Origin of the sequence: Lentzea californiensis, assembly GCF_024648825.1 — a bacterium.
Taxonomy (GTDB): domain Bacteria; phylum Actinomycetota; class Actinomycetes; order Mycobacteriales; family Pseudonocardiaceae; genus Lentzea; species Lentzea californiensis.
This window is the reverse complement of sequence record NZ_JANBBE010000008.1, coordinates 203413-225504: the sequence shown is the minus strand read 5'-3', so window position 1 is coordinate 225504 and position 22092 is coordinate 203413. Positions and strand designations below refer to the sequence as shown.

General features: G+C 69.1%; 26 protein-coding genes. 13 read left to right on the top strand and 13 right to left on the bottom strand.

Annotated features, from left to right (window positions below):
- Window positions 1-14 precede the first annotated feature (14 nt).
- Window positions 15-1250, top strand: a complete 1236-nt coding sequence (locus LX88_RS27870) for an APC family permease (RefSeq protein ID WP_258950746.1) — start codon at window positions 15-17, stop codon at window positions 1248-1250.
- On the opposite strand, the gene LX88_RS27865 is transcribed toward LX88_RS27870, so the two are convergent.
- On the bottom strand, window positions 1189-1458 hold the full coding sequence (locus LX88_RS27865) for a hypothetical protein (RefSeq protein ID WP_258950745.1): 270 nt from the start codon (window positions 1456-1458) through the stop codon (window positions 1189-1191). The two genes, LX88_RS27870 and LX88_RS27865, sit on opposite strands and share 62 nt — an antisense overlap.
- 92 nt (window positions 1459-1550) lie before the next feature.
- On the opposite strand from LX88_RS27865, the gene LX88_RS27860 reads away from it, so the two are divergent.
- Window positions 1551-2642, top strand: a complete 1092-nt coding sequence (locus LX88_RS27860) for a branched-chain amino acid aminotransferase (protein WP_258950744.1) — start codon at window positions 1551-1553, stop codon at window positions 2640-2642.
- Here LX88_RS27860 and cobS read toward each other — a convergent pair.
- Genes cobS through cobU form a run of 3 tightly spaced genes read right to left on the bottom strand, consistent with a single transcriptional unit; the run spans window position 2639 to window position 4987 of the window.
- On the bottom strand, window positions 2639-3340 hold the full coding sequence (cobS, locus tag LX88_RS27855; protein WP_258950743.1) for an adenosylcobinamide-GDP ribazoletransferase: 702 nt from the start codon (window positions 3338-3340) through the stop codon (window positions 2639-2641). The genes LX88_RS27860 and cobS overlap by 4 nt on opposite strands.
- Complete coding sequence (cobT, locus tag LX88_RS27850; RefSeq protein ID WP_258950742.1) at window positions 3337-4437, bottom strand: nicotinate-nucleotide--dimethylbenzimidazole phosphoribosyltransferase; 1101 nt, start codon at window positions 4435-4437, stop codon at window positions 3337-3339. Before cobT ends, cobS begins: the two co-directional genes overlap by 4 nt.
- A gap of 10 nt (window positions 4438-4447) precedes the next feature.
- The gene (gene cobU / locus LX88_RS27845) at window positions 4448-4987 is read right to left on the bottom strand and encodes a bifunctional adenosylcobinamide kinase/adenosylcobinamide-phosphate guanylyltransferase (protein WP_258950741.1); all 540 of its coding nucleotides are present in this window, start codon (window positions 4985-4987) and stop codon (window positions 4448-4450) included.
- A gap of 18 nt (window positions 4988-5005) precedes the next feature.
- Here cobU and LX88_RS27840 point away from each other — a divergent pair, with 18 nt between their 5' ends.
- Window positions 5006-5206: a hypothetical protein gene (locus LX88_RS27840; protein ID WP_258950740.1), complete on the top strand. Its 201-nt coding sequence runs from the start codon at window positions 5006-5008 to the stop codon at window positions 5204-5206.
- 6 nt (window positions 5207-5212) lie between these two features.
- On the opposite strand, the gene LX88_RS27835 is transcribed toward LX88_RS27840, so the two are convergent.
- Genes LX88_RS27835 through LX88_RS27825 form a run of 3 tightly spaced genes read right to left on the bottom strand, consistent with a single transcriptional unit; the run spans window position 5213 to window position 7509 of the window.
- Complete coding sequence (locus LX88_RS27835) at window positions 5213-6199, bottom strand: aldo/keto reductase family protein (RefSeq protein WP_258950739.1); 987 nt, start codon at window positions 6197-6199, stop codon at window positions 5213-5215.
- A 33-nt stretch (window positions 6200-6232) separates the two neighbouring features.
- Window positions 6233-6865 (bottom strand): class I SAM-dependent methyltransferase, encoded by a 633-nt coding sequence (locus tag LX88_RS27830; protein ID WP_258950738.1) that lies wholly within the window; start codon window positions 6863-6865, stop codon window positions 6233-6235.
- Window positions 6866-6882: 17 nt separating this feature from the next.
- On the bottom strand, window positions 6883-7509 hold the full coding sequence (locus tag LX88_RS27825) for a DUF3043 domain-containing protein (RefSeq protein ID WP_090071001.1): 627 nt from the start codon (window positions 7507-7509) through the stop codon (window positions 6883-6885).
- 42 nt (window positions 7510-7551) lie between these two features.
- On the opposite strand from LX88_RS27825, the gene LX88_RS27820 reads away from it, so the two are divergent.
- Window positions 7552-8586 carry a glycerate kinase family protein gene (locus tag LX88_RS27820; protein ID WP_258950737.1) on the top strand — a complete coding sequence of 345 codons (1035 nt, stop codon included), beginning with the start codon at window positions 7552-7554 and terminating at the stop codon, window positions 8584-8586.
- 182 nt (window positions 8587-8768) lie between these two features.
- Window positions 8769-9137: a HesB/IscA family protein gene (locus LX88_RS27815; protein WP_030474606.1), complete on the top strand. Its 369-nt coding sequence runs from the start codon at window positions 8769-8771 to the stop codon at window positions 9135-9137.
- A 114-nt stretch (window positions 9138-9251) separates the two neighbouring features.
- Here the strand turns inward: LX88_RS27815 and LX88_RS27810 are convergent, their stop codons facing one another.
- On the bottom strand, window positions 9252-9425 hold the full coding sequence (locus LX88_RS27810) for a hypothetical protein (RefSeq protein WP_258950736.1): 174 nt from the start codon (window positions 9423-9425) through the stop codon (window positions 9252-9254).
- A 157-nt stretch (window positions 9426-9582) separates the two neighbouring features.
- On the opposite strand from LX88_RS27810, the gene LX88_RS27805 reads away from it, so the two are divergent.
- Complete coding sequence (locus tag LX88_RS27805; RefSeq protein WP_258950943.1) at window positions 9583-10515, top strand: carbohydrate kinase family protein; 933 nt, start codon at window positions 9583-9585, stop codon at window positions 10513-10515.
- A 7-nt stretch (window positions 10516-10522) separates the two neighbouring features.
- Entirely contained in the window at window positions 10523-11287 is a 765-nt protein-coding gene (locus LX88_RS27800) for a class I SAM-dependent methyltransferase (protein ID WP_258950735.1), read from the top strand.
- 42 nt (window positions 11288-11329) lie between these two features.
- On the opposite strand, the gene asnB is transcribed toward LX88_RS27800, so the two are convergent.
- Complete coding sequence (gene asnB / locus LX88_RS27795; protein ID WP_258950734.1) at window positions 11330-13258, bottom strand: asparagine synthase (glutamine-hydrolyzing); 1929 nt, start codon at window positions 13256-13258, stop codon at window positions 11330-11332.
- Window positions 13259-13439: 181 nt separating this feature from the next.
- On the opposite strand from asnB, the gene ctaC reads away from it, so the two are divergent.
- Window positions 13440-14372, top strand: coding sequence for an aa3-type cytochrome oxidase subunit II (gene ctaC / locus LX88_RS27790; RefSeq protein ID WP_258950733.1), 933 nt, complete (start codon window positions 13440-13442; stop codon window positions 14370-14372).
- Between the two features lie 14 nt (window positions 14373-14386).
- Window positions 14387-14803, top strand: a complete 417-nt coding sequence (locus LX88_RS27785; RefSeq protein ID WP_258950732.1) for a cytochrome c oxidase subunit 4 — start codon at window positions 14387-14389, stop codon at window positions 14801-14803.
- 127 nt (window positions 14804-14930) lie between these two features.
- Here the strand turns inward: LX88_RS27785 and LX88_RS27780 are convergent, their stop codons facing one another.
- The 4 genes from LX88_RS27780 to LX88_RS27765 all read right to left on the bottom strand — a co-directional run bounded on the left by LX88_RS27780 (window position 14931) and on the right by LX88_RS27765 (window position 17683).
- A complete protein-coding gene (locus LX88_RS27780) occupies window positions 14931-15611 on the bottom strand; it encodes a lysophospholipid acyltransferase family protein (RefSeq protein WP_258950731.1) in 681 nt (226 codons plus the stop codon).
- A gap of 146 nt (window positions 15612-15757) precedes the next feature.
- Window positions 15758-16798 carry an anthranilate phosphoribosyltransferase gene (trpD, locus tag LX88_RS27775; protein WP_258950730.1) on the bottom strand — a complete coding sequence of 347 codons (1041 nt, stop codon included), beginning with the start codon at window positions 16796-16798 and terminating at the stop codon, window positions 15758-15760.
- 6 nt (window positions 16799-16804) lie between these two features.
- On the bottom strand, window positions 16805-17215 hold the full coding sequence (locus LX88_RS27770) for a hypothetical protein (protein WP_258950729.1): 411 nt from the start codon (window positions 17213-17215) through the stop codon (window positions 16805-16807).
- Window positions 17216-17281: 66 nt separating this feature from the next.
- Window positions 17282-17683 (bottom strand): hypothetical protein, encoded by a 402-nt coding sequence (locus LX88_RS27765; RefSeq protein WP_258950728.1) that lies wholly within the window; start codon window positions 17681-17683, stop codon window positions 17282-17284.
- A 93-nt stretch (window positions 17684-17776) separates the two neighbouring features.
- Between LX88_RS27765 and ctaE the strand changes: the two genes are divergently transcribed.
- From ctaE to qcrB, 4 genes are read left to right on the top strand one after another with little or no spacing between them, the layout of a single operon-like run.
- Entirely contained in the window at window positions 17777-18385 is a 609-nt protein-coding gene (gene ctaE / locus LX88_RS27760) for an aa3-type cytochrome oxidase subunit III (RefSeq protein ID WP_253320751.1), read from the top strand.
- A 52-nt stretch (window positions 18386-18437) separates the two neighbouring features.
- Window positions 18438-19250: a cytochrome bc1 complex diheme cytochrome c subunit gene (gene qcrC / locus LX88_RS27755; RefSeq protein ID WP_258950727.1), complete on the top strand. Its 813-nt coding sequence runs from the start codon at window positions 18438-18440 to the stop codon at window positions 19248-19250.
- Entirely contained in the window at window positions 19247-20374 is a 1128-nt protein-coding gene (qcrA, locus tag LX88_RS27750; protein ID WP_258950726.1) for a cytochrome bc1 complex Rieske iron-sulfur subunit, read from the top strand. The genes qcrC and qcrA overlap by 4 nt, the downstream gene beginning before the upstream one ends.
- Window positions 20371-22035, top strand: a complete 1665-nt coding sequence (qcrB, locus tag LX88_RS27745) for a cytochrome bc1 complex cytochrome b subunit (protein WP_258950725.1) — start codon at window positions 20371-20373, stop codon at window positions 22033-22035. Before qcrA ends, qcrB begins: the two co-directional genes overlap by 4 nt.
- The last annotated feature ends 57 nt before the right edge of the window (window positions 22036-22092 follow it).

Below are 22092 nucleotides of genomic sequence, written 5' to 3'. Positions count from 1 at the left end.
GAGAACGTGTACCCGTGACCCACACGCCTCGCGAGATCGTCACGACGGTCGCGCTCGGTCTTCCCGCGGTGCTCGGTGCGGGGGTCTTCGCCGGATTCGCCCCTGCCGCAAGCCTTGCGGGCTGGTGGGTGCTCCCGGCGCTGGCCATCTCCGCGCTCGCCGCCCTGTGCTCCGCCTTCTCCACCGCCGACCAGTCCCGGGCCTATCCGGACATCGGCGGCGGTTACGGATACGTACGTGCGCAGCTCGGCGTGTGGCCCGCAAGGATGACGGCGAGTGCACACCTGCTGGGCCGGTGCGCCATGGCCGCGGCCGTCGCCCTGATGTTCGGCGCCTACGTGGTGCCGGACCAGCCGATGATCGGCGCGCTCGCCCTCGTCGTCGCGACGGCGCTGCTCGGCGCGGCCGGTTTCCGCTTCACCACCGGTGTCAGCGTGCTGGTGTCGGTGGTCCTGCTCGGCGTGCTGGCGCTGGTCGTCGCGGCGAGCTTCTCGATCGCGCCCGTGCCGTCGGCGGGGGAGGCGGGCACCGTCAACGAGCTCGTCGGCGTCGCCGGCCTGATGTTCATGGCGTTCGCCGGCTTCGAACGCGTCACCGCACCGCACCGCGGCGAGCAGCCGCACTCGCCGGCCGTGCTGAGGATCGCGATCCCGGTCCTGATCGGACTGTCGTTCGCCGTCTACCTGGCCGTGGGCGCGGGCGTGCTCCGCCAGCTCGGCAGTGCGCGCCTGGCGCTGTCGCCGGCTCCGCTGCGGGACGCGCTCGTCGCGGCCGACTCGGCCGCGCTGGTGCCGCTGGTGCAGGTCGCCGCGGCGGTGGCCGGTGTGGCCGCGCTGCACTTCGTCCTCGCGTCCGCGCACCGCACGCTCACCGGGCTGGCCGAGGACGGCGACCTGCCGACCCGCCTCAAGCCCGGCGCGCTGTCGCTCGTCGTGGTCGTCGCTTCGGCGCTCGCCGTCGTGCTGATGCCACTGGGGCTGGCGCTGGGCGTGGCGGCCTCCGGGACGTTGTTCTACTACGCCTTCACGAACGCGTCGGCCCGGGTGCTGCTGCAGAACGACCGCACGTGGCCCATGCGCACGGCCTGCCTCGGGCTCGGCCTCTCGGTGCTGCTCGCCATGAGCCTGCCGGTGCCCGCGATGCTCATCTCGATCGCGGGCTTGGGCGTGGGCACGGGTCTGATCGGGCTTACAGCGTCACTGAGAGGAAAACGAGCAGCGTCACGGCAACACACACCGCAAGCCCGATGATGCGGCCGTTGGTGGACGGCTTCTCCTTGGTGATCGACCAGTAGCAGAACAGGAAGATCCCGGCCACGAACACCGCGGTGACGATGCCGCCGCCACCCCAGAGCACGTAACCGTCGAGAAACGTCATGCCGGTGCCCAGTACGAGCAGTGCGGCCTGCAAAACGGTGCGGACGTCAGCACCCTTCGAAGATCTTTCCGGCTCGGTCATGGCCGGGGACTCTATCGAGGTTCAACTAGTAGGACGTCCGAGTTTTGGGAAGAGGATTTTCCGTATCCCCACCTGCGGGTTACCGTGCTCCCATGACGAGCGAGTTGCCTTTCACCCGGACTCCCCACCCGCACCCGGCGACCCCGGAGCGCGTAGCGGAGGTACTTGCCAAGCCGGGCTTCGGGCAGCACTTCACCGACCACATGGTGACGATCCGCTGGAACCGCGAGAAGGGCTGGCACGACGCTGAAGTCGGCCCGTACTCCACCCTCGCACTGGACCCCGCGGCAATGGTGCTGCACTACGGCCAGGCGATCTTCGAAGGGCTCAAGGCCTACCGGCAGCCCGACGGTTCGATCGCGTCCTTCCGCCCTGAGGCCAACGCCGAGCGCTTCCGCGCCTCGGCCCGCCGCATGGCGATGCCCGAACTCCCCGACGAGCTCTTCCTGGAGTCCGTGCGGCAGATCCTCGCGGTCGACGGCCGCTGGGTGCCCTCGGCCGAGGAGGAGTCCCTCTACCTGCGGCCGTTCATGATCTCCACGGAGAAGGGCCTCGGCGTGCGACCCGCGACCGAGTACCTCTACGTGCTGATCGCCTCTCCCGCCGGCTCCTACTTCGCGGGCGGCGTCCGCCCGGTGAGCGTGTGGCTCTCGACCGAGTACGTCCGCGCGGCCGCCGGTGGCACCGGCGCTGCCAAGTTCGCCGGCAACTACGCCGCGTCCCTCGTGGCGCAGGCGCAGGCCGCCGAGAAGGGCTGCGACCAGGTCGTCTGGCTCGACGCGGTGGAACGCCGCTGGGTCGAGGAGATGGGCGGCATGAACCTGTTCTTCGTCTTCGGGGACAAGGTGATCACGCCAGAGCTGACCGGCACGCTGCTGCCCGGCATCACCCGGAACTCGTTGCTGACGCTGGCCTCCGAGCTGGGCCTGTCCGTGGAGGAGCGCCGCATCTCGACCGACGAGTGGGAGAAGGCCAACGCCTCCGGTGAGCTCACCGAGGTCTTCGCCTGCGGCACCGCGGCGGTCATCACACCGGTCGGCCACGTCAAGCACGCCGGTGGCGAGTTCGACATCGCAGACGGCGGCACCGGCTCCGTGACGACGAAGCTGCGCGAGCGCCTGACCGGCCTGCAGCACGGCCACGTCGCCGACACCCACGGCTGGATGACGACCCTCAAGGCCTAAGCGATCACCAGCACGGCCAGAAGCGCGATTTCGGCGGCAGCACCGAGCACATCACCGGTGATGCCGCCGAAACGCTTTCCGGTGTGCTTCACCAGCAGCCACACGAGCGCGAACGCGACGGCGACGGCGACGACCGCGCGCCACCCGAGCGGAATCGCCGCTGCGGCGAGCACCACCCACGTGCCGATGACCAGCAACGGATGCTGTGTCCCGGCCACGAGCGCACCGAGCCCCTCGGGCCGTGCCGCGGGCACGCCGCGCATGCAACAGATGCCGAACGCCGCCCGGCTCGTCGCGAACGCCAGCAGCACGACACCCCAGTGAGCGTGGGGGAGCGCGGCGGCCTGCGCACCCAGCACCACGATCAGCGAGACGACGCCGAACGGTCCCGCGCCGCCGTCCTTCATGACCCTGAGCGCCCGCTCCGGCGGCCCGTAGCAACCGAGCCCGTCAGCGACGTCGGCGAGCCCGTCGAGGTGCATGCCCCGCGTTGCCAGGGCGACGACGCCGACGACCAGGAACCCGGCCACGAGCGCCGGCACATCGGACATCGCGAGCAGTTCGAGCACACCGACGACGAACGCGCCGAGCACGACGCCGACGACGGGCGTGGCTGCGATGGCCCGTCCTGCCGCCTTGCGGTCGACGTCGTCGACCCGCAGCGGCAGGACGGTCAGCCAGGAGAACGCGAGCTTCACTCAGCCGGGTCTTCCGGGGCTGGTTCTTCTTCGGCTGGTTCTTCCCGGGTCAGGTCTTCGCGGTTCGTCACGCCGGCGCTCTCGAACGTCGCCATCTCCGCGAGCACCTTCACCGCCGAGATCAGCAACGGCAGCGCCAGCACGGCACCGGATCCCTCGCCGAGCCGCATCTCGAACTCCAGCAGCGGCTTCAGGTTCAGGTGCCCGAGCGCGATCGCGTGCGCGGGCTCGGCGGACTGGTGCCCGGCCACCCACCACTCGCGCGCCCCCGGCGCCAGCTCCTCGGCGACGACGGCGGCCGCACCGACGACGACGCCGTCGAGCACGACAGGGGTCTTGCGCACGGCGGCCTGCGCGAGGAACCCGGCCATCGCGGCGATGTCGGCGCCACTGGCCGTGGCGAGCAACGCGACCGGGTCGCTGATCACCAGGCGGGCCCGGCGCAGCGCGTCCCGGATCGCCGCCGTCTTGCGCATCCACGCCTGGTCGTCGATGCCGGTGCCGCGCCCGACGACCGCGACGGGCTCGGACCCGGTCAGCGACGCGATCAGCACGGCGGCGGGCGTCGTGTTGCCGATGCCCATGTCGCCCGCGACGAGCACGTCGGCGCCCGCGTCGACCTCCTCGTCGGCGAGTGCGCGGCCGGCCGCGATCGCGAGTTCGCACTGCTCACGGGTGAGCGCGTCCTCGCGGTCGATCGACCCGGACGAGCGCCGCACCTTGTGCTGGCTGACGCCGGCCGGGGTGTCCGCGTCGACGGCCATGTCGACCACGCGCACGGTGGCGCCCGCGACCTGCGCGAGCACGTTCACCGCGGCGCCGCCGGTCATGAAGTTCGCGACCATCTGGCCGGTCACCTCGCTCGGGAACGCCGACACGCCCTGCGCGGTGATGCCGTGGTCGCCCGCGAACACGACCACACGCGGCCGCACGAACGGCTTCGGAGGCACGGAGCCCTGGCAGGCGGCGATCCAGTTGCCCAGCTCTTCGAGCCGTCCGAGGGAGCCGACCGGCTTGGTCAGCACCGCGTGCCGGGCCTCGGCCTGGCGCAGAACGGTCTCGTCCGGCGGTTCAACCGGCGGGAACTCGGTGCTCACCTGGTCGCTCCTATCGCAGTTTCAGGGGAATGCCGGCGACGAGGAGCGTGACCTCGTCGCACACCTCGGCGACGCGCGCGTTGAGCGCACCGAGGTGATCGCGGAAGAGCCTGCCAGAGCGCGTGGACGGAATGACGCCGAGCCCGACCTCCGCCGTCACGAGCACCAGCCGCGCACGGCACGTGGCGATCGAACGGACGAGGTGGTCGACGTCGCGCGCGATGGCTTCGGAGCCGTCGCCCTCCCACGCCTGAGCCTCGTCGAGCACGCCCACCAGCCACGTGGACAGGTCGTCCACCAGGATCGGCGGGTCCTCGTACTGCGTCGCCGTGAGCAACGCGGGCAGGTCGGCGGGCGCGGACGCCTCGACCGTGTGCCAGGTGGACGGGCGCCGCGCGACGTGCAGCGCGATGCGCGCGTCCCAGTCAGGGTCGTCCGGGTACCGGCGCGCGGTGGCGACGTAGGTCACGGTCGCCTCGGTGAGCAGACCTTCCGCGTGCGCTGACTTGCCCGAACGTGCTCCGCCGAGCACGAGCGTGCGAGGTGACAAGAGAGTTAGCCTTCGTCCGTGGAATACCGCTGGCGCTACCAGGATGCACAGGGACGCGACGTCGCGGGCCCGGATGTGATGTTCGCGGACCAGAACGAGGCCGAGGAGTGGTTCAGCGCCGGGTGGCGTGACCTGCTCGACGCCGGGGTCGAACAGGTCACGCTGCTGCGGTCGGAAACCGAGGTGTACGGCCCGATGAGCCTGCACCCCGCCCGATGAGAGGGCTCAGCCCTGGGCGGTGAGCCTCGGGTCGTCGGTGATGACGCCTTCCAGGACCTTGTCGATCTGCGTGAGCACGTCGTCGCCGAGCTCGACGTCGATGGCCTTGACGTTCTCGAAGACCTGCTCGGGACGCGACGCGCCGATGATCGCGGACGCGACGTTCGGGTTCTTCAGCACCCACGCGACGGCGAGCTGCGCCAGCGTGATGCCCGCCTCCTCGGCGATCGGCTTGAGCGCCTGAACGGCGTTGAGCACGTCGTCCCGCATCCAGCGCGCGATCATCTGCGACCCGCGCGCGTCGGCCAGGCGTGACCCCTCCGGCACCTCGGCGCCCGGCAGGTACTTGCCGGTCAGGATGCCCTGCGCGACGGGGGAGAAGACGATCTGGCTCAGGCCCTCGCGCTCGCACGCCGGGACGACCTGCGGCTCGATGACCCGCCACAGCATCGAGTACTGCGGCTGGTGCGACACGAAGGGGACGTTCAGCTCGCGGGCCAGCGCGGCACCGCGGGTGATCTGCTCGGCGGTCCACTCGGAGACACCGACGTAGAGGACCTTGCCCTGCCGGACGAGGTCGGCGAACGCGAGCATCGTCTCTTCGAGCGGGACGCTGTAGTCGTACCGGTGCGCCTGGTACAGGTCGACGTAATCGGTCTGCAGGCGCTTCAGCGACGCGTTGGCCGACTCCATGATGTGCTTGCGGCCGAGCCCGCGGTCGTTGGGGCCGCCGGGACCGGTCGGCCAGTAGACCTTGGTGAGGATTTCGAGCGACTCGCGCCGCTGGCCCTGCAGCGCCCGGCCGAGCACCGACTCCGCGGCCGTGTTGGCGTAGACGTCGGCGGTGTCGAAGGTCGTGATCCCCGACTCCAGCGCCGCCTTCACACAGGCGTGGGCCTGCTCCTCCTCGACCTGGGAACCGTGCGTGAGCCAGTTGCCGTACGAGATCTCACTGATGGACAGGCCGCTGCGGCCGAGTCGACGGAACTTCATACATCGGAGCTTAAACCGAAATCGTTCGTGCTGCTAATGAACTTCGGGCGCGTGCCACACCATGGAATACCGCCAGAACAAGCGCCGGCGGATCCGCGCTCCCGGCACGATCTCCGCTGCCGCCGCCCGGATCTCGGCCAACGTCGGCGCGCTCATCACCACCGGCATCTCGGCATCGTGCGGCGTGCCGCCGGTGCCGTTGAGGGCCTTGGCGAGCCCGACGACGGCGTTGGCGGGCAACGTCACCAGCTCCATGGCCCGATCGGCCCGGCTCGCCGTCATGTACAGCCCGATGACGATCAGCGTCCCGCCCGGCCTGGTGAGCGCGGCGAGTCTGGCGAGACCTTCACGCAACGGCAGGTGGTGCAGGCTCGCCTCGGCGGTGACGACGTCGTACCGCCCGAGGTCGTGGGTGAGCACGTCGCCGTGAACCCATCGGACCTCGTCCGTGGTGGCGCTCGCCCGTTCGATCATGCGCGCGCTGGCGTCGATCGCGGTGACCTCGTCCGCCCTGATCCGCCGCGCCAGGTCACCCAGACCGCAGCCGACGTCCAGCGCCGACGCGGCCCGAAACGGCAACTGCCGGAGCAGCCGGCGGCGGTACCACTCGTTGTGGTTCCACCGCAGCTTCTCCGGCAGCTGGAGCTTGCGCTGCTTCTCGCGCACCGCTAGTCGATCACGGGCTACTTGATCGCGTCGCCCGGCTTCACACGCGGCTTGGGCACGCGCAGCTTGCGGATCTGGCTCGCGCGGATGAACGAGTACCAGCCGATCGACAGGCCCTTGATCGGCTCGGTCGGGAACTTCGCCCGCACCTTCCGCGTGACCAGGCGGCCGAGCACGATGCCCTCGATGACCATCGCGATCAGCATGAACGTCGTCGCGAGCGTCGCGTACCGCTGCACGGCCAGCGACGGCGTCAGCAGCGCCACGAACACCAGGATCGCGAGCGGCATGAACAGGCCCATGAGGTTGCGCCGCGAGTCGACGAGGTCGCGGATGTACGCCTTCACCGGACCGCGGTCGCGCGGCAGCAGGTACTTGTCCTCGCCCGCCATCATGCGCTGACGGCGCTCGGTGGCCGCGGCACGGCGCTCTTCCTTGCTCACCTTGTTGCCGCGCATGCGCTTGAACGCCTCGCGCTGCGTGCGGGGAGGCGGGGGCACGGGCCCGGAGCGCCTGCCCTGCGCCTCACGCCGCTTGGGCGTGGGCCTGCCCTTGCCCGCGGAACGGGTGGAGTCGGCGACCTCGTCGGTCGACTCGGTGGCCGTGGCATCGGTGTCGGCGGCGTTGCGGCGCAGGAACCTCACGACGACAGGGTAGGACAGTGGTTCTTCTGTACCTTTCGCGAGGTGCGCGTACTCATCGCTCCGGACTGCTTCGGCGGCACCCTGACCGCCCGCGAGGCCGCCGACGCCATCGCCACCGGCTGGCGCGAGGCCAAGCCCGGCGACGTCGTCGCCGAACGCCCACTGGCCGACGGAGGCCCCGGCTTCGTCGACGTGCTGCACGCCGCCACGGGCGGCGACATCCGGCATGTCCGCGTCACCGGCCCTCTGGGCGAACCGGTGCAAGCGCGCTGGCTCAGCGTGCACACCGCCGGTCGGCGTGTTGCCTACATCGAGTCCGCGGAAGCGTGCGGCCTCCACCTGATCCCCGCGGAACTCCGCCCGCAGACCTGCGAGACGGCGGCCACGCGCGGCGTCGGCGAGCTCATCGCGGCAGCGGCGGCTGACAACGATGTCATAACGGTGGGCCTGGGCGGCTCCGGCACGACCGACGGAGGCGCCGGCATGCTCGCCGCGTTGTCGGAGGCGGGCACCGACCTGACCGGCACAGCGCTGGTCGCCGCCTCCGACGTGGAGAACCCGCTCCTCGGCCCGCACGGCGCCGCGCGCACGTTCGGCCCGCAGAAGGGCGCGTCCCCGGAAGCCGTCGAACGCCTCGAAACGAAGCTGGCCGCCATGGACGTCCTGACACCCGTATCCGGCGTATCGGGTGCCGGAGCGGCGGGCGGCCTGGGTGCCGCGCTGCTCTCGCTGGGCGCGACGATGACGTCGGGCGCGGGCCTGGTCCGCGACCTCACCGGCCTCGACACCGCCCTCGACGACGCCGACGTCGTCATCACCGGCGAGGGCAGCTTCGACTGGCAGTCCCTGCGAGGCAAGCTCGTCACCGCCGTCGCCGCGGGCGCCGCCGAACGCGGCATCCCGTGCATCGCCATCGCGGGCCAGGTCAGCGTCGGCCGCCGCGAGATGGGCGCCGCCGGCGTCCAGGCCGCCTACTCGGTCTCCGACCACGTCGGCTCTGTGCACAAGTCGATTGCGGACGCCCGCAAAAGTCTCATTGCAACGGCGCAGCACGTGGCACGGCAGTGGTCGCGCTGAAGTGCGAGAACCCGGTTAGAGGGTGTAGCTGATATATCGGCTGGCTTGAGCGTGGTCTACGTGACAGTCGACACCTAGGGCGACATGCGGCGTCGTTGTGGGACCATGGGAAGCGGAACAAGGCGGGGAACGCCCGTGTTGTTGATGGGTGAACCGCCCGCAAAGGACCTCTTAGGAGAGCCATGACGACCGCTCAGGATGCCGCTTCGACCACTGAGGCGCCCAGCCACGGCGTGACGCTGACCGATGCGGCCGCCGTCAAGGCCAAGGCGCTGCTCGACCAGGAGGGCCGCGATGACATGCACCTGCGCATCGCCGTCCAGCCCGGTGGTTGCGCCGGTCTTCGTTACCAGCTGTTCTTCGACGAGCGCGCGCTCGACGGTGACGCGATGGTCGACTTCAACGGCATGAAGGTCGCCGTCGACCGCATGAGCGCCCCGTACGTCGAGGGTGCTGTCATCGACTTCGTGGACACGATCGAGAAGCAGGGCTTCACGATCGACAACCCGAACGCCGGCGGGTCCTGCGCCTGCGGCGACTCGTTCCACTAAGGCGAACACGCGGAGAGGCCGCGTTCCCGCATCGACGGGAACGCGGCCTCTCCGCGTGTGAACCTGAAAATCTTTCAGGTATTGCCCGGATGGGCCCGTGAGCCGGACCTGGGGCTAGACGCCGTATTCGGCGAGGCCCTCGACCTGGTGGGCGCACCGCTCGTCGACCTGCCAGGGCGCGGCGTCGCGCGGGACGGGAAGGGGGTGCTCGGGGTGGGTCAGAGCGAAGGGGAGCTGCGCGCAGTCCTCGATCAGTTCACTCATCGTGCTCGCCTCTGGGATCGTCACCTCCCGACCGTATGACGGCGGTCTGACCTGCGGTAGCCCTACCAAACAGTAGTCTTCACAGCGGTACTCGTCCGGGTGAGTTGTCACGTAGCGCAACAAGAAAAGAGGAGCCGACGTGCCCCTAGCCGTGTGCGGCAGCATCGCGACCGACCATCTCATGCACTTCCCGGGTCGTTTCGCGGACCAGCTGGTCGCGGAGCGTCTCGACCGCGTGTCACTGAGCTTCCTGGTCGACGACCTCGTGGTCCGTCGCGGTGGCATCGGTGCGAACATCGCGTTCGGCCTCGGTGTGCTCGGGGTGCGTCCGGTGCTCGTCGGTGCCGTCGGCAAGGACTTCGACGACTACCGCTCGTGGCTGGAGCGGCACGGCGTCGACACGTCCGGCGTGTACGTGTCCGAGGTCGCGCACACCGCGCGGTTCGTCTGCACGACGGACGACGACATGTGCCAGATCGCCTCCTTCTACGCCGGTGCGATGGCCGAGTCCCGCAACATCGAGCTCGCGCCGATCGCGGACCGCGTCGAGAACCTCGAGCTCGTCATCATCAGCCCGGACGACCCCGCGGCCATGCTCCGGCACGCCGACGAGTGCCGTCAGCGCGGCTACAGGTTCGCCGTCGACCCGTCGCAGCAGCTCGCCCGCATGGACGGCGAGCAGGCTCGCGCGTTCATCGAGGGCGCCGAGTACCTCTTCAGCAACGACTACGAGTGGGAACTGCTGCTGCAGAAGACCGGCTGGACCGAGGCCGACGTCCTCGCCCGCGTCGGTAAGCGCGTCACCACGCTCGGCGCCAAGGGTGTCGAGATCGTCGACCGCGACGGCTTCGCGCTGCACGTCCCCGCCGTCCCCGAGGTCGCGAAGACCGACCCGACCGGCGTCGGCGACGGGTTCCGCGCGGGCTTCCTCGCCGGCATCACCGCGGGGCTGAGCATCGAACGAGCAGCTCAGCTCGGCTCGTTCATCGCGGTCGAGGTGCTCGAGACCGTCGGCACGCAGGAGTGGGTGATCGAGCGCGAGGCGGCGCTCGCCCGCATTCGTGGCGCGTTTGGTGCGCAAGCCGCTGAGGAGATCGCTCCCGTCCTGCCATGATCGGACAATGGGGACGTACCTGTTCGGCGACACCGGTGAGTCGCTCGATCCGAAGTTCGACGCGCTGAGCTCACTGCTCGACGCGGGCACCTTCGCCCGCGTCGAGCAGCTGGGTGTCTCGGACGGCTGGCGCTGCCTCGAAGTGGGAGGTGGCGGGGGATCGGTGGCGAACTGGCTGGCCGACGTCGTCGCCCCGGCCGGGCACGTGACGGTCACCGACATCGACGTCACCAGGCTCGAGGAACGCGACAACGTCACCGTCCTGGAACACGACGTGGTGTCCGGCATCTTGCCCGGCAACGCGTTCGACCTGGTCCACGCCCGCCTGGTGCTCTTCTACCTCCCCGCCCGCGACCTCGTCCTGCGCAAGCTGCGCGACGCGTTGCGGCCCGGTGGCTGGCTCGTCCTCGAAGAGTTCGACTGCCTGCCGCTCGAAGTCCTCTCCGCCGCTCCCGACGACGCGAAGCTGATCATGCGGGTCAAGAACGCCCTGCTGACGATGCTCGACCACGCCGGCGCCGAACTGGCGTGGGGCGCACGCGTCGAGAGGGCCCTGCGCGACGCCGGCCTGAACGACGTCAGCGGGTCCCGTGACGTGCAGGAGTGGGAGGGCGGCTCCGCGGGGTGCCGCGTGCTCGCCACGACCGCACGCCTGGTGCGCGCGAAGCTCCCGCTCACCGACACCGAGTTCGACCGCTACCTGGAGCTGATGGAGTCCCCGGAGACAGTCGTCAGCTCGTACGCGATCTGCAGCGCACAAGGCCGTCGCTGAAACGAAAGGGCCCCTCCGCGGAGGGGCCCTGACGCACCGGACCTAGAGCTTGACCGGGTAGTGCGGTTCCGGCACCACCGGCTGGATGCGGCCCTCGACGAAGATGCCGTGCCAGATCATGAACACCAGCAGCGCCCAGATCCGGCGGCTGTGGTCGAGCACGCCGGAACGGTGCTCCTCGATCAGCCGCAGCACCGCGTTCTTGTCGATGTACTGGTCGGTCTGCGACCTGCGCACGATGTCGACCGCCCAGTCGTGCATCTCGTCCTTGAGCCAGTGCCGGATCGGCACCGGGAAGCCGAGCTTGCGGCGGTTGAGCACGTGCGCCGGCACGATGTCGCGGATCGCCTTGCGCAGCGCGAACTTCGTGGTGTCCTTCGTGATCTTCAACTCACTCGGGATCTGCGACGCGATCTTGAAGACCTCGGGGTCGAGGAACGGGACCCGCAGCTCCAGCGAGTTCGCCATGGTCATCTTGTCGGCCTTGACCAGGATGTCGCCGCGCAGCCACGTGAACAGGTCGACGTGCTGCATGCGCGTCACCGGGTCCCAGTTGCGCGACTCGCGGTACGGCCCGGCCGTCGCGTCCATGTGCGACACCGCCGGGTCGTACGTGCGCAACACCTGACGCAGGTGGTCGTCGAGGAAGATGCGCGCGTTGCCGTAGTAGCGCTCCTCCAGCGTCAAAGCGCCGCGACGCAGCAGGTCCTTGCCGCGCACGCCGTGCGGGATCTTCGTCGAGACCTTGCCCATCGCCTTGCGCAGCGCGCCCGGCACCTTCTCGAACCCCGCCAGCGACAACGGCTCGCGGTAGATCGTGTACCCGCCGAACAGCTCGTCCGCGCCCTCACCGGACAGCACTACCTTCACGTGCTGACGCGCCTCACGGGCGATGAACCACAACGGCACCAGCGCCGGGTCGGCCACCGGGTCGTCGAGGTACCAGGTGATCAGCGGCAGGGAGTCCATCATCTCCTGCGCGCTCACCGTGCGGACCACGTGCTTCACGCCGATCAGCGCCGCCGACTCCGCGGCCACGTCGACCTCGGAGAAGCCCTGGCGCTCGAACCCGGTGGTGAACGTGATCAGGTCCGGGTTGTGCTCCTTGGCCAGCGCCGCGACCACAGTGGAGTCGATGCCGCCGGACAGGAACGAGCCGACCGTCACGTCCGCCCGCATGTGCTTGGCGACCGAGTCGCGCAGCGCCGCGGTGATCTCGTCGTACAGCGCGTTCGCCTCGGCCTCGCTGCGGACCGTGCGGACCTTGAACTCCGCCGGGAAGTAGCGCTCGAACTTCGGCGACTCACCCGGGACCAGCGTGAACGAGTGGCCGGACTCGACGCGGTGGATGTGGTCGTGCAGCGAGGCGGGCTCCGGCACGTACTGCAGCGTGAGGTAGTGCTGCAGGCCCTTGACGTTCATCTTCGGCGCGATGCCGATGGACGGGGCCAGCTCCAGCAGGATCTTCTTCTCGCTGGAGAACGCGACACCGCTCTGACCCTGCGCCCAGTACAGCGGCTTGATGCCGAACGGGTCGCGGCCGCCGAACACGATCTCGCGCTCGGAGTCCCAGATCATGAACGCGAACATGCCGCGCAGCTTCGTGATCGCCGCGGGCCCGTAGTAGTGGTAGGCGGCGACGATGGTCTCGGTGTCACCGTCGGTGTGGAAGACCGCGCCGTGCTTCTCGGTGAGCTCGGCCCGCAGTTCCAGGTAGTTGTAGACCTCGCCGTTGAAGTTGATCGTGTACCGGCTCGGTGACTCCGCCGGACCCCAGGTCAACGGCTGGTGGGAGTGCTCGATGTCGATGATCGCGAGCCGGTTGAAGCCGAACACGACCTCGTCGACCCGCCTGGTGCCGCTCTCGTCCGGTCCGCGGTGCCGCATGCAGCGCAGCGCCGCCTCCACGGCCGGGCGCGCGTTCTCGGCCTCGTTCTCGCTAGGGCATACAAGTCCTGCCAGGCCGCACAAGGCTCTCGCACCTCTCAAAAGACATGAAGGGGAAGACCACGGGGAAGTCCCCAGTATGCCGAAGGGGCTCTGTGTGACCGAAACTGCACCGCAGCGGCGGTGCCCCCGAGGGGTGAGCGTGGTTGCGCTGGGCTACGCTCCCGCTTGATCCGTTGGCATGGAACGAGGAGGCGGGCGAGCAGTGGGCCTGAAGGAGGGCACCAGGGCATCCCGGCTGGTGAAGACCGCTGGGCTTGTGAGCCTGGTCGGCATCGGGGCCACCGGTTGCTCCACGGACGAGGTGCTGCGCTTCGGATGGCCGCAGGCCGTCACGCCGCAGGCCGAGAAGATGCGCGAGCTCTGGACCTGGTCCGTGATCGCCGCGCTCGTCGTCGGCGTCATCGTGTGGGGTCTGATCCTGTGGTCGGTGGTGTTCCACCGCAAGAAGTCGGAGGAACTGCCGCGTCAGACGGCGTACAACCTCCCGCTGGAGATCGTGCTCATCGTCGTGCCGACGGTGATCGTGGCGGTGTTGTTCTACTTCACCGCCGTGACGCAGAACTACGTCACGGACAAGTCGGGCAAGCCCGACGTGAACGTCGACGTGATCGCGTTCCAGTGGAACTGGGAGTTCCAGTACCCGGACCACAAGACCGAAGAGGGCAACGTCGTCAGCACGGTCGGCACCTCGGGCGAGGTCCCGGTCATGGTGCTGCCGGCCGGCAAGCGCATCCAGTTCACGCTGCGCTCGACGGACGTCATCCACTCGTTCTTCGTGCCGGAGTTCCACTTCAAGCGGGACGTCTTCCCGGAGCCGAAGAAGAACAACCAGGACAACGTCTTCCAGATCGACCAGATCGACCGTCCCGGTGCGTTCGTCGGTCGTTGCGCCGAGCTCTGCGGTTCGTACCACGCGGTGATGAACTTCGAGGTCCGCGCTCTGAAGGAAGCCGACTTCGAGAAGTACATCGAGCTGCGCAAGCAGGTCAACGAGAAGACGGGCAAGCCGTACACCACGGCCGAAGCCCTCTCCCAGGTGAACTGTGACGAGTGGTGCTCACCGCTGGCCACGACGACGACCCCGTTCAACACCGACCGGACGGCCCGCGAGGCCTCCGGCGCGGGCCAGAAGTAGGGACACGCCCCGCGATGAAGATCGAAGCTCGCGTATTCGACCTGGTGATGGCCTTCTCGTTCCTGATGGCCGTCGTCTACGGCTACTGGACGCACCTGGCGACCGGCCACGTCGAGCCCACCGGCACGGTGGCGCTCGCGCTGACCGGCGGCCTGGCCCTCATCACCGGCACCTACTTCCGGTTCGTCGCCCGCCGCATCGAGGTGCGGCCGGAGGACAACCCCGACGCCGAGGTGTCCGACGGCGCCGGTGAGCTGGGCTTCTTCAGCCCCGGCTCGTACTGGCCGGTCGGTCTGGCCGCCGCGGCGGCGACCACGGGTGTCGCGGTGGCGTTCTGGCACGTATGGCTGCTCGTGATCGCCATCGTCCTGGTGCTGATCGCGGTCGGCGGCCTGGTGTTCGAGTACCACACCGGTCCGAACCACGACTGACCCAGCAACGACCGAGGCCCTCTCCGATGCGGAGGGGGCCTTCGTCGTTCGTGGGAACTGACACGTCACATGACGAAGGCCCCTTCCCGTCGTCGCGGGAAGGGGCCTTCGCAGGTCTTGCGCAGGGTTACGCCGCCGCGGCGACCGGGGTCTTCTGGTACGCGTCGACGTACTCCTGGCCGCTCAGGTCGAGGATGCGGTAGATGATCTCGTCGGTGACGCTGCGCAGCACCGGCAGCGAGTCCTGCATGCCGTCGTAGCGGCTGAAGTCGAGCGGCTCACCGAAGCGGACCGTCACGGGGACGATCTTCGGGAACCTGCTGCCGACCGGCTGGACCTTGTCGGTGCCGATGATGCCGACCGGGACGACCGGGGCGCCGGACTCGAGCGCCATGCGGGCCACGCCCGTGCGGCCGCGGTGCAGCCTGCCGTCGAGCGAGCGGGTGCCCTCGGGGTAGATGGCGAAGGCGTCCCCGCGGGCCAGGATCTCGGCGGCCGTGTCGAGCGCGGCGCGGGCGTCACGGCCGCTGCCGCGGTGCACCGGCACGTGGCCGAGCGAGGAGAAGAACCGGCGCGACAGCGAGCCCTTCAGGCCGGTGCCCGTGAAGTACTCCGCCTTCGCGAGGAACGACACGCGGCGCGGCACGACCATCGGCATGACGACGCTGTCGATGAAGCTGAGGTGGTTGGCCGCCAGGATGACGGGGCCGTCGGTGGGGATGTTCTCCAGCCCGTCCACCACAGGGCGGTAGACGAGACGGGCAGTGCGCGCGACGACGTGCTTCATCACCGGGTAGAGGAGGGCCATGTCTCCAGCATTCCAGGTGGCGATTGCCACGGCGTTACCACGTGGCGCGCATCTCGGGCCCATCACTCGCTCGGACTACGCCGATGCGGCGGTCGTGCGAGCAGGGTCACGCGCCGGCGACGACGCGTGACCGGAACACCGCTTCGCTAGCCCTTGAGGGCCTGGGAGAGCTCCACCCACCGGTTCAGCAGCGTCGCCGCCCTGCCCGAGTCGATGGCGTCGGCCGCGCGGCCCAGTGAGGCCGTCAGGTCGGCGTGCAGGTCCTCGGAGAACCCGCCGTGCGCCGCGATGGCGCCCGCGGCGTTCACGAGCACAGCGTCCCGCACAGACCCCGTTTTGCCGGCCACGAGGTCGCGGACCACCTGGGCGTTGACGGACGAGTCGCCGCCCTTCAGGTCCTCCTCGCGGGCGGGCTTCACGCCGAGCACGGCCGGGTCGATGGTCTCCGTGCGCACCACACCGTCCTGCGCGAGCCACGCGGACGTGGTCGTGGTCGTGGTGATCTCGTCGAGGCCGTCGTCACCCCGCACCACCAGCGCGGTGTTGCGGCGGCGCGCGAACACGCCGGCGATCAGCGGTGCCGCCGACGCCCGTGCGCAGCCGATCAGGCCGACGGTGGGCTGGGCGGGGTTCGTCAGCGGGCCGAGCAGGTTGAACGACGTCGGGATGCCGATCTCGCGCCGCACCGGGCCCGCGTGCCGGAAGCCGGGGTGGAACACCGGCGCGAAGCAGAAACCGATGCCCAGCTCGCGCACGGTCTCCCGCACGCCGTCCGCGGGCAGGTCGATCGCGACGCCGAGCGCCTCCAGCACGTCCGCCGTGCCGCACTGCGACGACGCCGCGCGGTTGCCGTGCTTGACCACGGGCACACCCGCGGCGGCCGTGATGATCGCGGCCATCGTCGAAATGTTCACCGAACCGGAATGATCGCCGCCGGTGCCCACGATGTCGGTCGCCCGCACGTCCACCGTGAACCGGTTCGCGTGCTCGAGCATCATCGTCGCGAGACCGTCGACCTCCTCCGGCGTCTCACCCTTGGCGCGCAACGCGACGATGAACGCCGCGATCTGCGCCGAGGTCGCCTCGCCCGACATCACCTGGTCCATGCCCCAGGCGGTGTCGTCGGCGGTCAGGTCGACGCCGTCGAGCAGGCGGTTGAGCAGCGAGGGCCAGGTGCGCTGGCTCATGGCCGATCAGCCCTTGACGACGGGCACTGCCGAGCCCCGCAGCACCTCGGCCACGGTCTCGGCGGCGGCCAGCGGGTCGAGCGGGTGCACCAGCACCGCGTCCGCCTGCGACCAGGTCGCGAGCCACCTGTCGTCCTTGCGGCGCACCGCGACGACGATCGGCGGGCAGTTGGTGATCTCGTCCTTGAGCTGGCGGGACAGGCCCATGCCCCCGGTCGGCTGCGCCTCGCCGTCGAGGATCAGCAGGTCGACGGTGCCGGCGTCCGCCTCGTAGAGGACGTCCGCGATCGTCGCGGCCTCGACGTAGTCGACGCGCGCGAGGTCCGGCGCCGGACGGCGGCCGACCGCAGTGATGATCGTCTCACGCACCTCGGGCCGGTGGCTGAACACCAGGATCTTCGTGGTCTGCGTGCTCATCTCTGGATCCTCCGCTGCGACTGCCGACTGCGGTCCCTGAAGAAAGTGACCAAGGTCGCCGTGATGCTATCGGGCCGGTTCGGGTGACTTCTGCAGGGCGTCCCACCCCAGCGCCTCGCCGCCGAGCCGTTGCGCCAGCGAGGCCATCCGCGACCGCTCCTGGGCGCAGTGCAACGCGTCCAGCTTCTGCACGCGACTGATATGCGATATGTCACCGGCCACCAGCACCCAGCCGTCCGGCGTGAGCAGTTCGCGCGCACGTTCTACCTGTTCAGCGGGGATGCGCACGTGGTGCCGCAGCACCGCGAGCTCGTCCGCGCGCCACTGCGGGGAACGCGCCAGGGCGGCCGAATCGGCCTCCGCGATGTCGAACGCCTCGACCACGACGACGAGCGCCGGGTCGTCCACCGACAACGCCGGCTCGGCCTGTCGGTGCAGCATGTCGCGCAATCGGCTCAGCAAGCCCATTCGTTGATCTCCTCGCGATGACCCCGCGTGTGACCCAGCCGACCCATGATCTGCCCAGGACCCGATGGGCGGACGGAAATAGCGCAGGCAATAATGCTGCTCGTGACCACGGCAGCGCCTTCAATCGGCCAGCGCGTGCACTCGCTGAACCGCCCGAACATGGTCAGCGTCGGCACGATCGTCTGGCTGTCCAGCGAGCTCATGTTCTTCGCTGGCCTCTTCGCCATGTTCTTCACGGTGAAGGCCCAGAACGAGGGGCCATGGCCTCCTCCTCCCACGCACCTGAACATCCCCTACGCGTCGGTCTTCACGATCATCCTGGTCGCGTCGTCCTTCACCTGTCAGTGGGGCGTGTTCGCGGCGGAGCGAGGTGACGTCTTCGGTTTGCGTCGCTGGTACATCGTGACCCTGATCATGGGCGCGATCTTCGTCGGCGGGCAGGCAGGCGAGTACATCGAGCTGGTCGAGCACGGCACCACGATCCCGTCCTCGGCTTACGGCACGGTCTTCTACCTGACGACCGGCTTCCACGGCTTGCACGTCATCGGCGGTCTGATCGCGTTCGTCTACCTGTTGATCCGGACGAAGCTCAGCAAGTTCACGCCGGCACAGGCCACCTCCGCGATCGTCGTGTCGTACTACTGGCACTTCGTCGACGTCGTGTGGATCGGGCTGTTCGCCATCATCTACATCGTGCCCTGACCTGCTCCCCAGCCACGAGCTCCCGAACTGACAGCAAGGGTTGCCGCACACCATGACCACCACGACGAAACGCCCCCGCGGCGCCCGCACCAAGCTGCGCCGCCGGGTCGCTGGACTGCTCGCACTGGGCTTCGGCCTGCTGAGCGCCGGCATGCTGTTCGCCGCCTTCGCGCCCCAGGCGCAGACCGCCCAGGCGCAGCAGCAGGACGCCCTGGTGCGCCAGGGCGAGCAGATCTACCTCAACACCTGCCAGAGCTGCCACGGCAAGTCCCTCGAGGGCGTGAAGGACCGCGGGCCCAGCCTGATCGGTGTCGGCGACGCCGCGGTCTACTTCCAGACTTCCTCCGGCCGCATGCCCATGGCGCGGCAGGAGGCCCAGGCCATCCGCAAGCCCGCGAAGCTCTCCCCCGAGGAGATCAACGCGCTGATGGCCTACATCGACGCCAGCGGTGGCGAGGGCCCGAAGAAGCCCTCCGAAACCGGTGAGGGCCTGCGCGGCGACAACCCCGCCCGCGGCGGCGAGCTGTTCCGCCTGAACTGCTCCAGCTGCCACAACTTCACGGGTCGTGGTGGCGCGCTGTCGTCCGGCAAGTTCGCGCCGGCACTCGACGGCGTGTCCGAGGAGCAGATCTACACGGCGATGCAGAGCGGCCCGCAGAACATGCCGAAGTTCGGCGAGCGCCAGCTCACGCCGGAAGAGAAGAAAGACATCATCGCGTACGTCAAGTCGGTCACCGACGGGAACAACAACTCCGGAGGTAACCCCCTGGGCGGGTTCGGACCCGTTTCCGAGGGCTTGATCGCGTTCATCGTGGGCATCGCCGCGCTCATCGGCGTGACCCTCTGGATCGGAGCCAAGGCATGAGCGGCGACAAGCCGATCGAGCTGCCCAGCGAGGCAGAGCTCGCGGAGATGAGCCGGGACGACCTCGTCAAGCTCGGCACGAAGATGGACGGCGTCGAGCTCGTCCACTACGAGGAGAAGTTCCCGGTCCCCGGCACCCGTGCCGAGCGCCGCGCCCAGCGCGCGGTCGCGCTGTGGTTCGTGATCTCCGCGGTGGCGGGCCTCGCCTTCCTCGGCGTGTTCCTGTTCTGGCCGTGGCAGTACGAGTCCCCCTCGAACCCCGAGGGCCACCTGCTGCACATGCTGTACAACCCGCTGATCGGCCTGTTCCTGGGTCTGTCGGTGACGGGCCTGGGTGTTGGAGCACTGCTCTACACCAAGAAGTTCATCCCGGACGAGCTCGCGGTGCAGCAGCGCCACGACGGCCCGTCGGCCCAGGTCGACCGCGCCACGCTGGTCGCCGAGCTCGCCGACGCGGGTGAGCGCAGCGGCCTCGGCCGCCGCAGCCTGATCAAGCGCACCGCGGGCCTCGGCGCCGGCGTGCTGGGTCTCGGCGTCACCGCTGTTCCGCTGGGTGCGCTCATCAAGAACCCGCACTCGGACAGCGAGACCAAGAACTCGCTGTGGCACACCGGCTGGAAGGCCGAAAAGGGCGAGAAGGTCTACCTGCGCCGCCACACCGGCAACTTCCACGACGTCTCCCTGGTGCGTCCCGAGGACGTCGAGCCGGGCGGCTTCGAGACGGTGTTCCCGTTCCGGGAGTCCGAGCGCGAGGACGAGCACGCCCTGGTCGCGGCCCTGAAGCGGGCCGACGCGCCGGTGATGCTCATCCGCCTGCGCCCGAACCAGGCGGTCACCAAGCGTGCAGGCCAGGAAGACTTCAATTACGGTGACCTGTACGCGTACTCGAAGATCTGCACGCACCTCGGTTGCCCGACGTCGCTCTTCGAGCAGCAGACCGGTCTGCTGCTCTGCCCGTGCCACCAGTCGCAGTTCGACGTCTTCGAATACGCCAAGCCGCGGTTCGGTCCGGCAACCCGTCCTCTGCCGCAGCTTCCGATCACTGTGGACGAGGACGGATACTTGGTAGCCCGCAGCGACTTCATCGAGGCTGTGGGTCCGGCGTTCTGGGAGCGGAAGTCATGAGTGCCATCACCACGCCGACGAAGCCGGCCAACGCCGCCGCGCGCGTCGCAGGGGCGGCGGCCAACGCTGCCGACGAGCGGTTCCACCCGGCCTCCGGTCTGCGCAAGCAGATCAACAAGGTCTTCCCGACGCACTGGTCCTTCCTGCTCGGTGAGATCGCGCTGTACAGCTTCATCGTGCTGCTGCTGTCGGGTACGTACCTGGCGTTGTTCTTCGACCCGTCGATGACCGAGGTCACCTACAACGGCGCATTCGAGAACCTGCGCGGCATCGAGATGTCGCGGGCGTTCGCGTCCACGCTCGACATCTCGTTCGAGACGCGCGGTGGCCTGTTCGTCCGCCAGGTGCACCACTGGGCGGCGCTGCTGTTCATGGCCGCGATCGTCGTGCACATGTTCCGGATCTTCTTCACCGGCGCGTTCCGCAAGCCGCGTGAGATCAACTGGGTCATCGGCATCGTGCTGTTCATGCTCGGCGCGATCGAGGGCTTCCTCGGCTACTCGCTGCCCGACGACCTGCTCTCGGGCACCGGCCTCCGCGTCATGGCGGCCCTGCTGATCTCGTTCCCGGTCATCGGCACGTGGCTGAACTGGCTGATGTTCGGCGGGGAGTTCCCCGGCACGGACATCATCCCGATGCTCTACACCGCGCACATCCTGATCATCCCGGCGATCATCCTGGGTCTGATCGCGGCGCACCTCGCGCTGGTCTGGTACCAGAAGCACACGCAGTTCCCGGGCGCGGGCCGCAAGGAGACCAACGTCGTCGGCGTGCGCATCATGCCGGTGTTCGCGGCCAAGGGCGGTGGCTTCTTCGCCATCGTCGTCGGTGTCATCGCGATCATGGGCGGCGTCTTCCAGATCAACCCGATCTGGAACTTCGGTCCGTACAACCCCGCGCAGATCTCCGCCGGCTCGCAGCCCGACTGGTACATGGGCTGGACCGACGGCCTGGTCCGCATCTGGCCCGCGTGGGAGTTCTACCTGGGCAACTACACGATCCCGGCGCCGTTCCTGCCGTTCATCCTGGGTCTGCCGCTGCTGACCGGCATCGCGGCGATGTACCCGTGGATCGAGCGCAAGATGACCAAGGACTACGCGCACCACAACCTGCTGCAGCGCCCGCGTGACGTGCCCGTCCGCACCGCGCTCGGCTGGATGGCGATCACGTACTTCATGGTCCTGCTGCTCATGGGCGGCAACGACATCTTCGCCTACCAGTTCGACATCTCGTTGAACCTGACGACGTGGATGGGCCGCATCGGCATGCTGGTGCTGCCTCCGCTCGCGTACTTCATCGCGTACCGGATCTGCATCGGCCTGCAGCGCGGCGACCGCGAGGTGCTCGAGCACGGTGTCGAGACCGGCATCATCAAGCGCCTGCCGCACGGCGAGTTCATCGAGGTCCACCAGCCGCTCGGCCCGGTGGACGACCACGGCCACCCGATCGCGCTCGCCTACCAGGGCGCGTCGGTGCCGAAGAAGATGAACAAGCTCGGCTCGGCCGGTCACCCGGTCGTCGGCAGCACGTGGTCGCCGGACCCGGTCGAGGAGACCGTGGCCCTGGAGAACGCGCGCAAGCACGCCCACGCCTCGGAGGGCCTCAGCTCCCAGGACGAGGCCAGCGAGCTCGCGGGCAAGCCGTCCGACCCGAAGGCCTGATCCACCGCACGAACACGACGAAGGCCCCCGTGATCTTTCACGGGGGCCTTCGTCGTG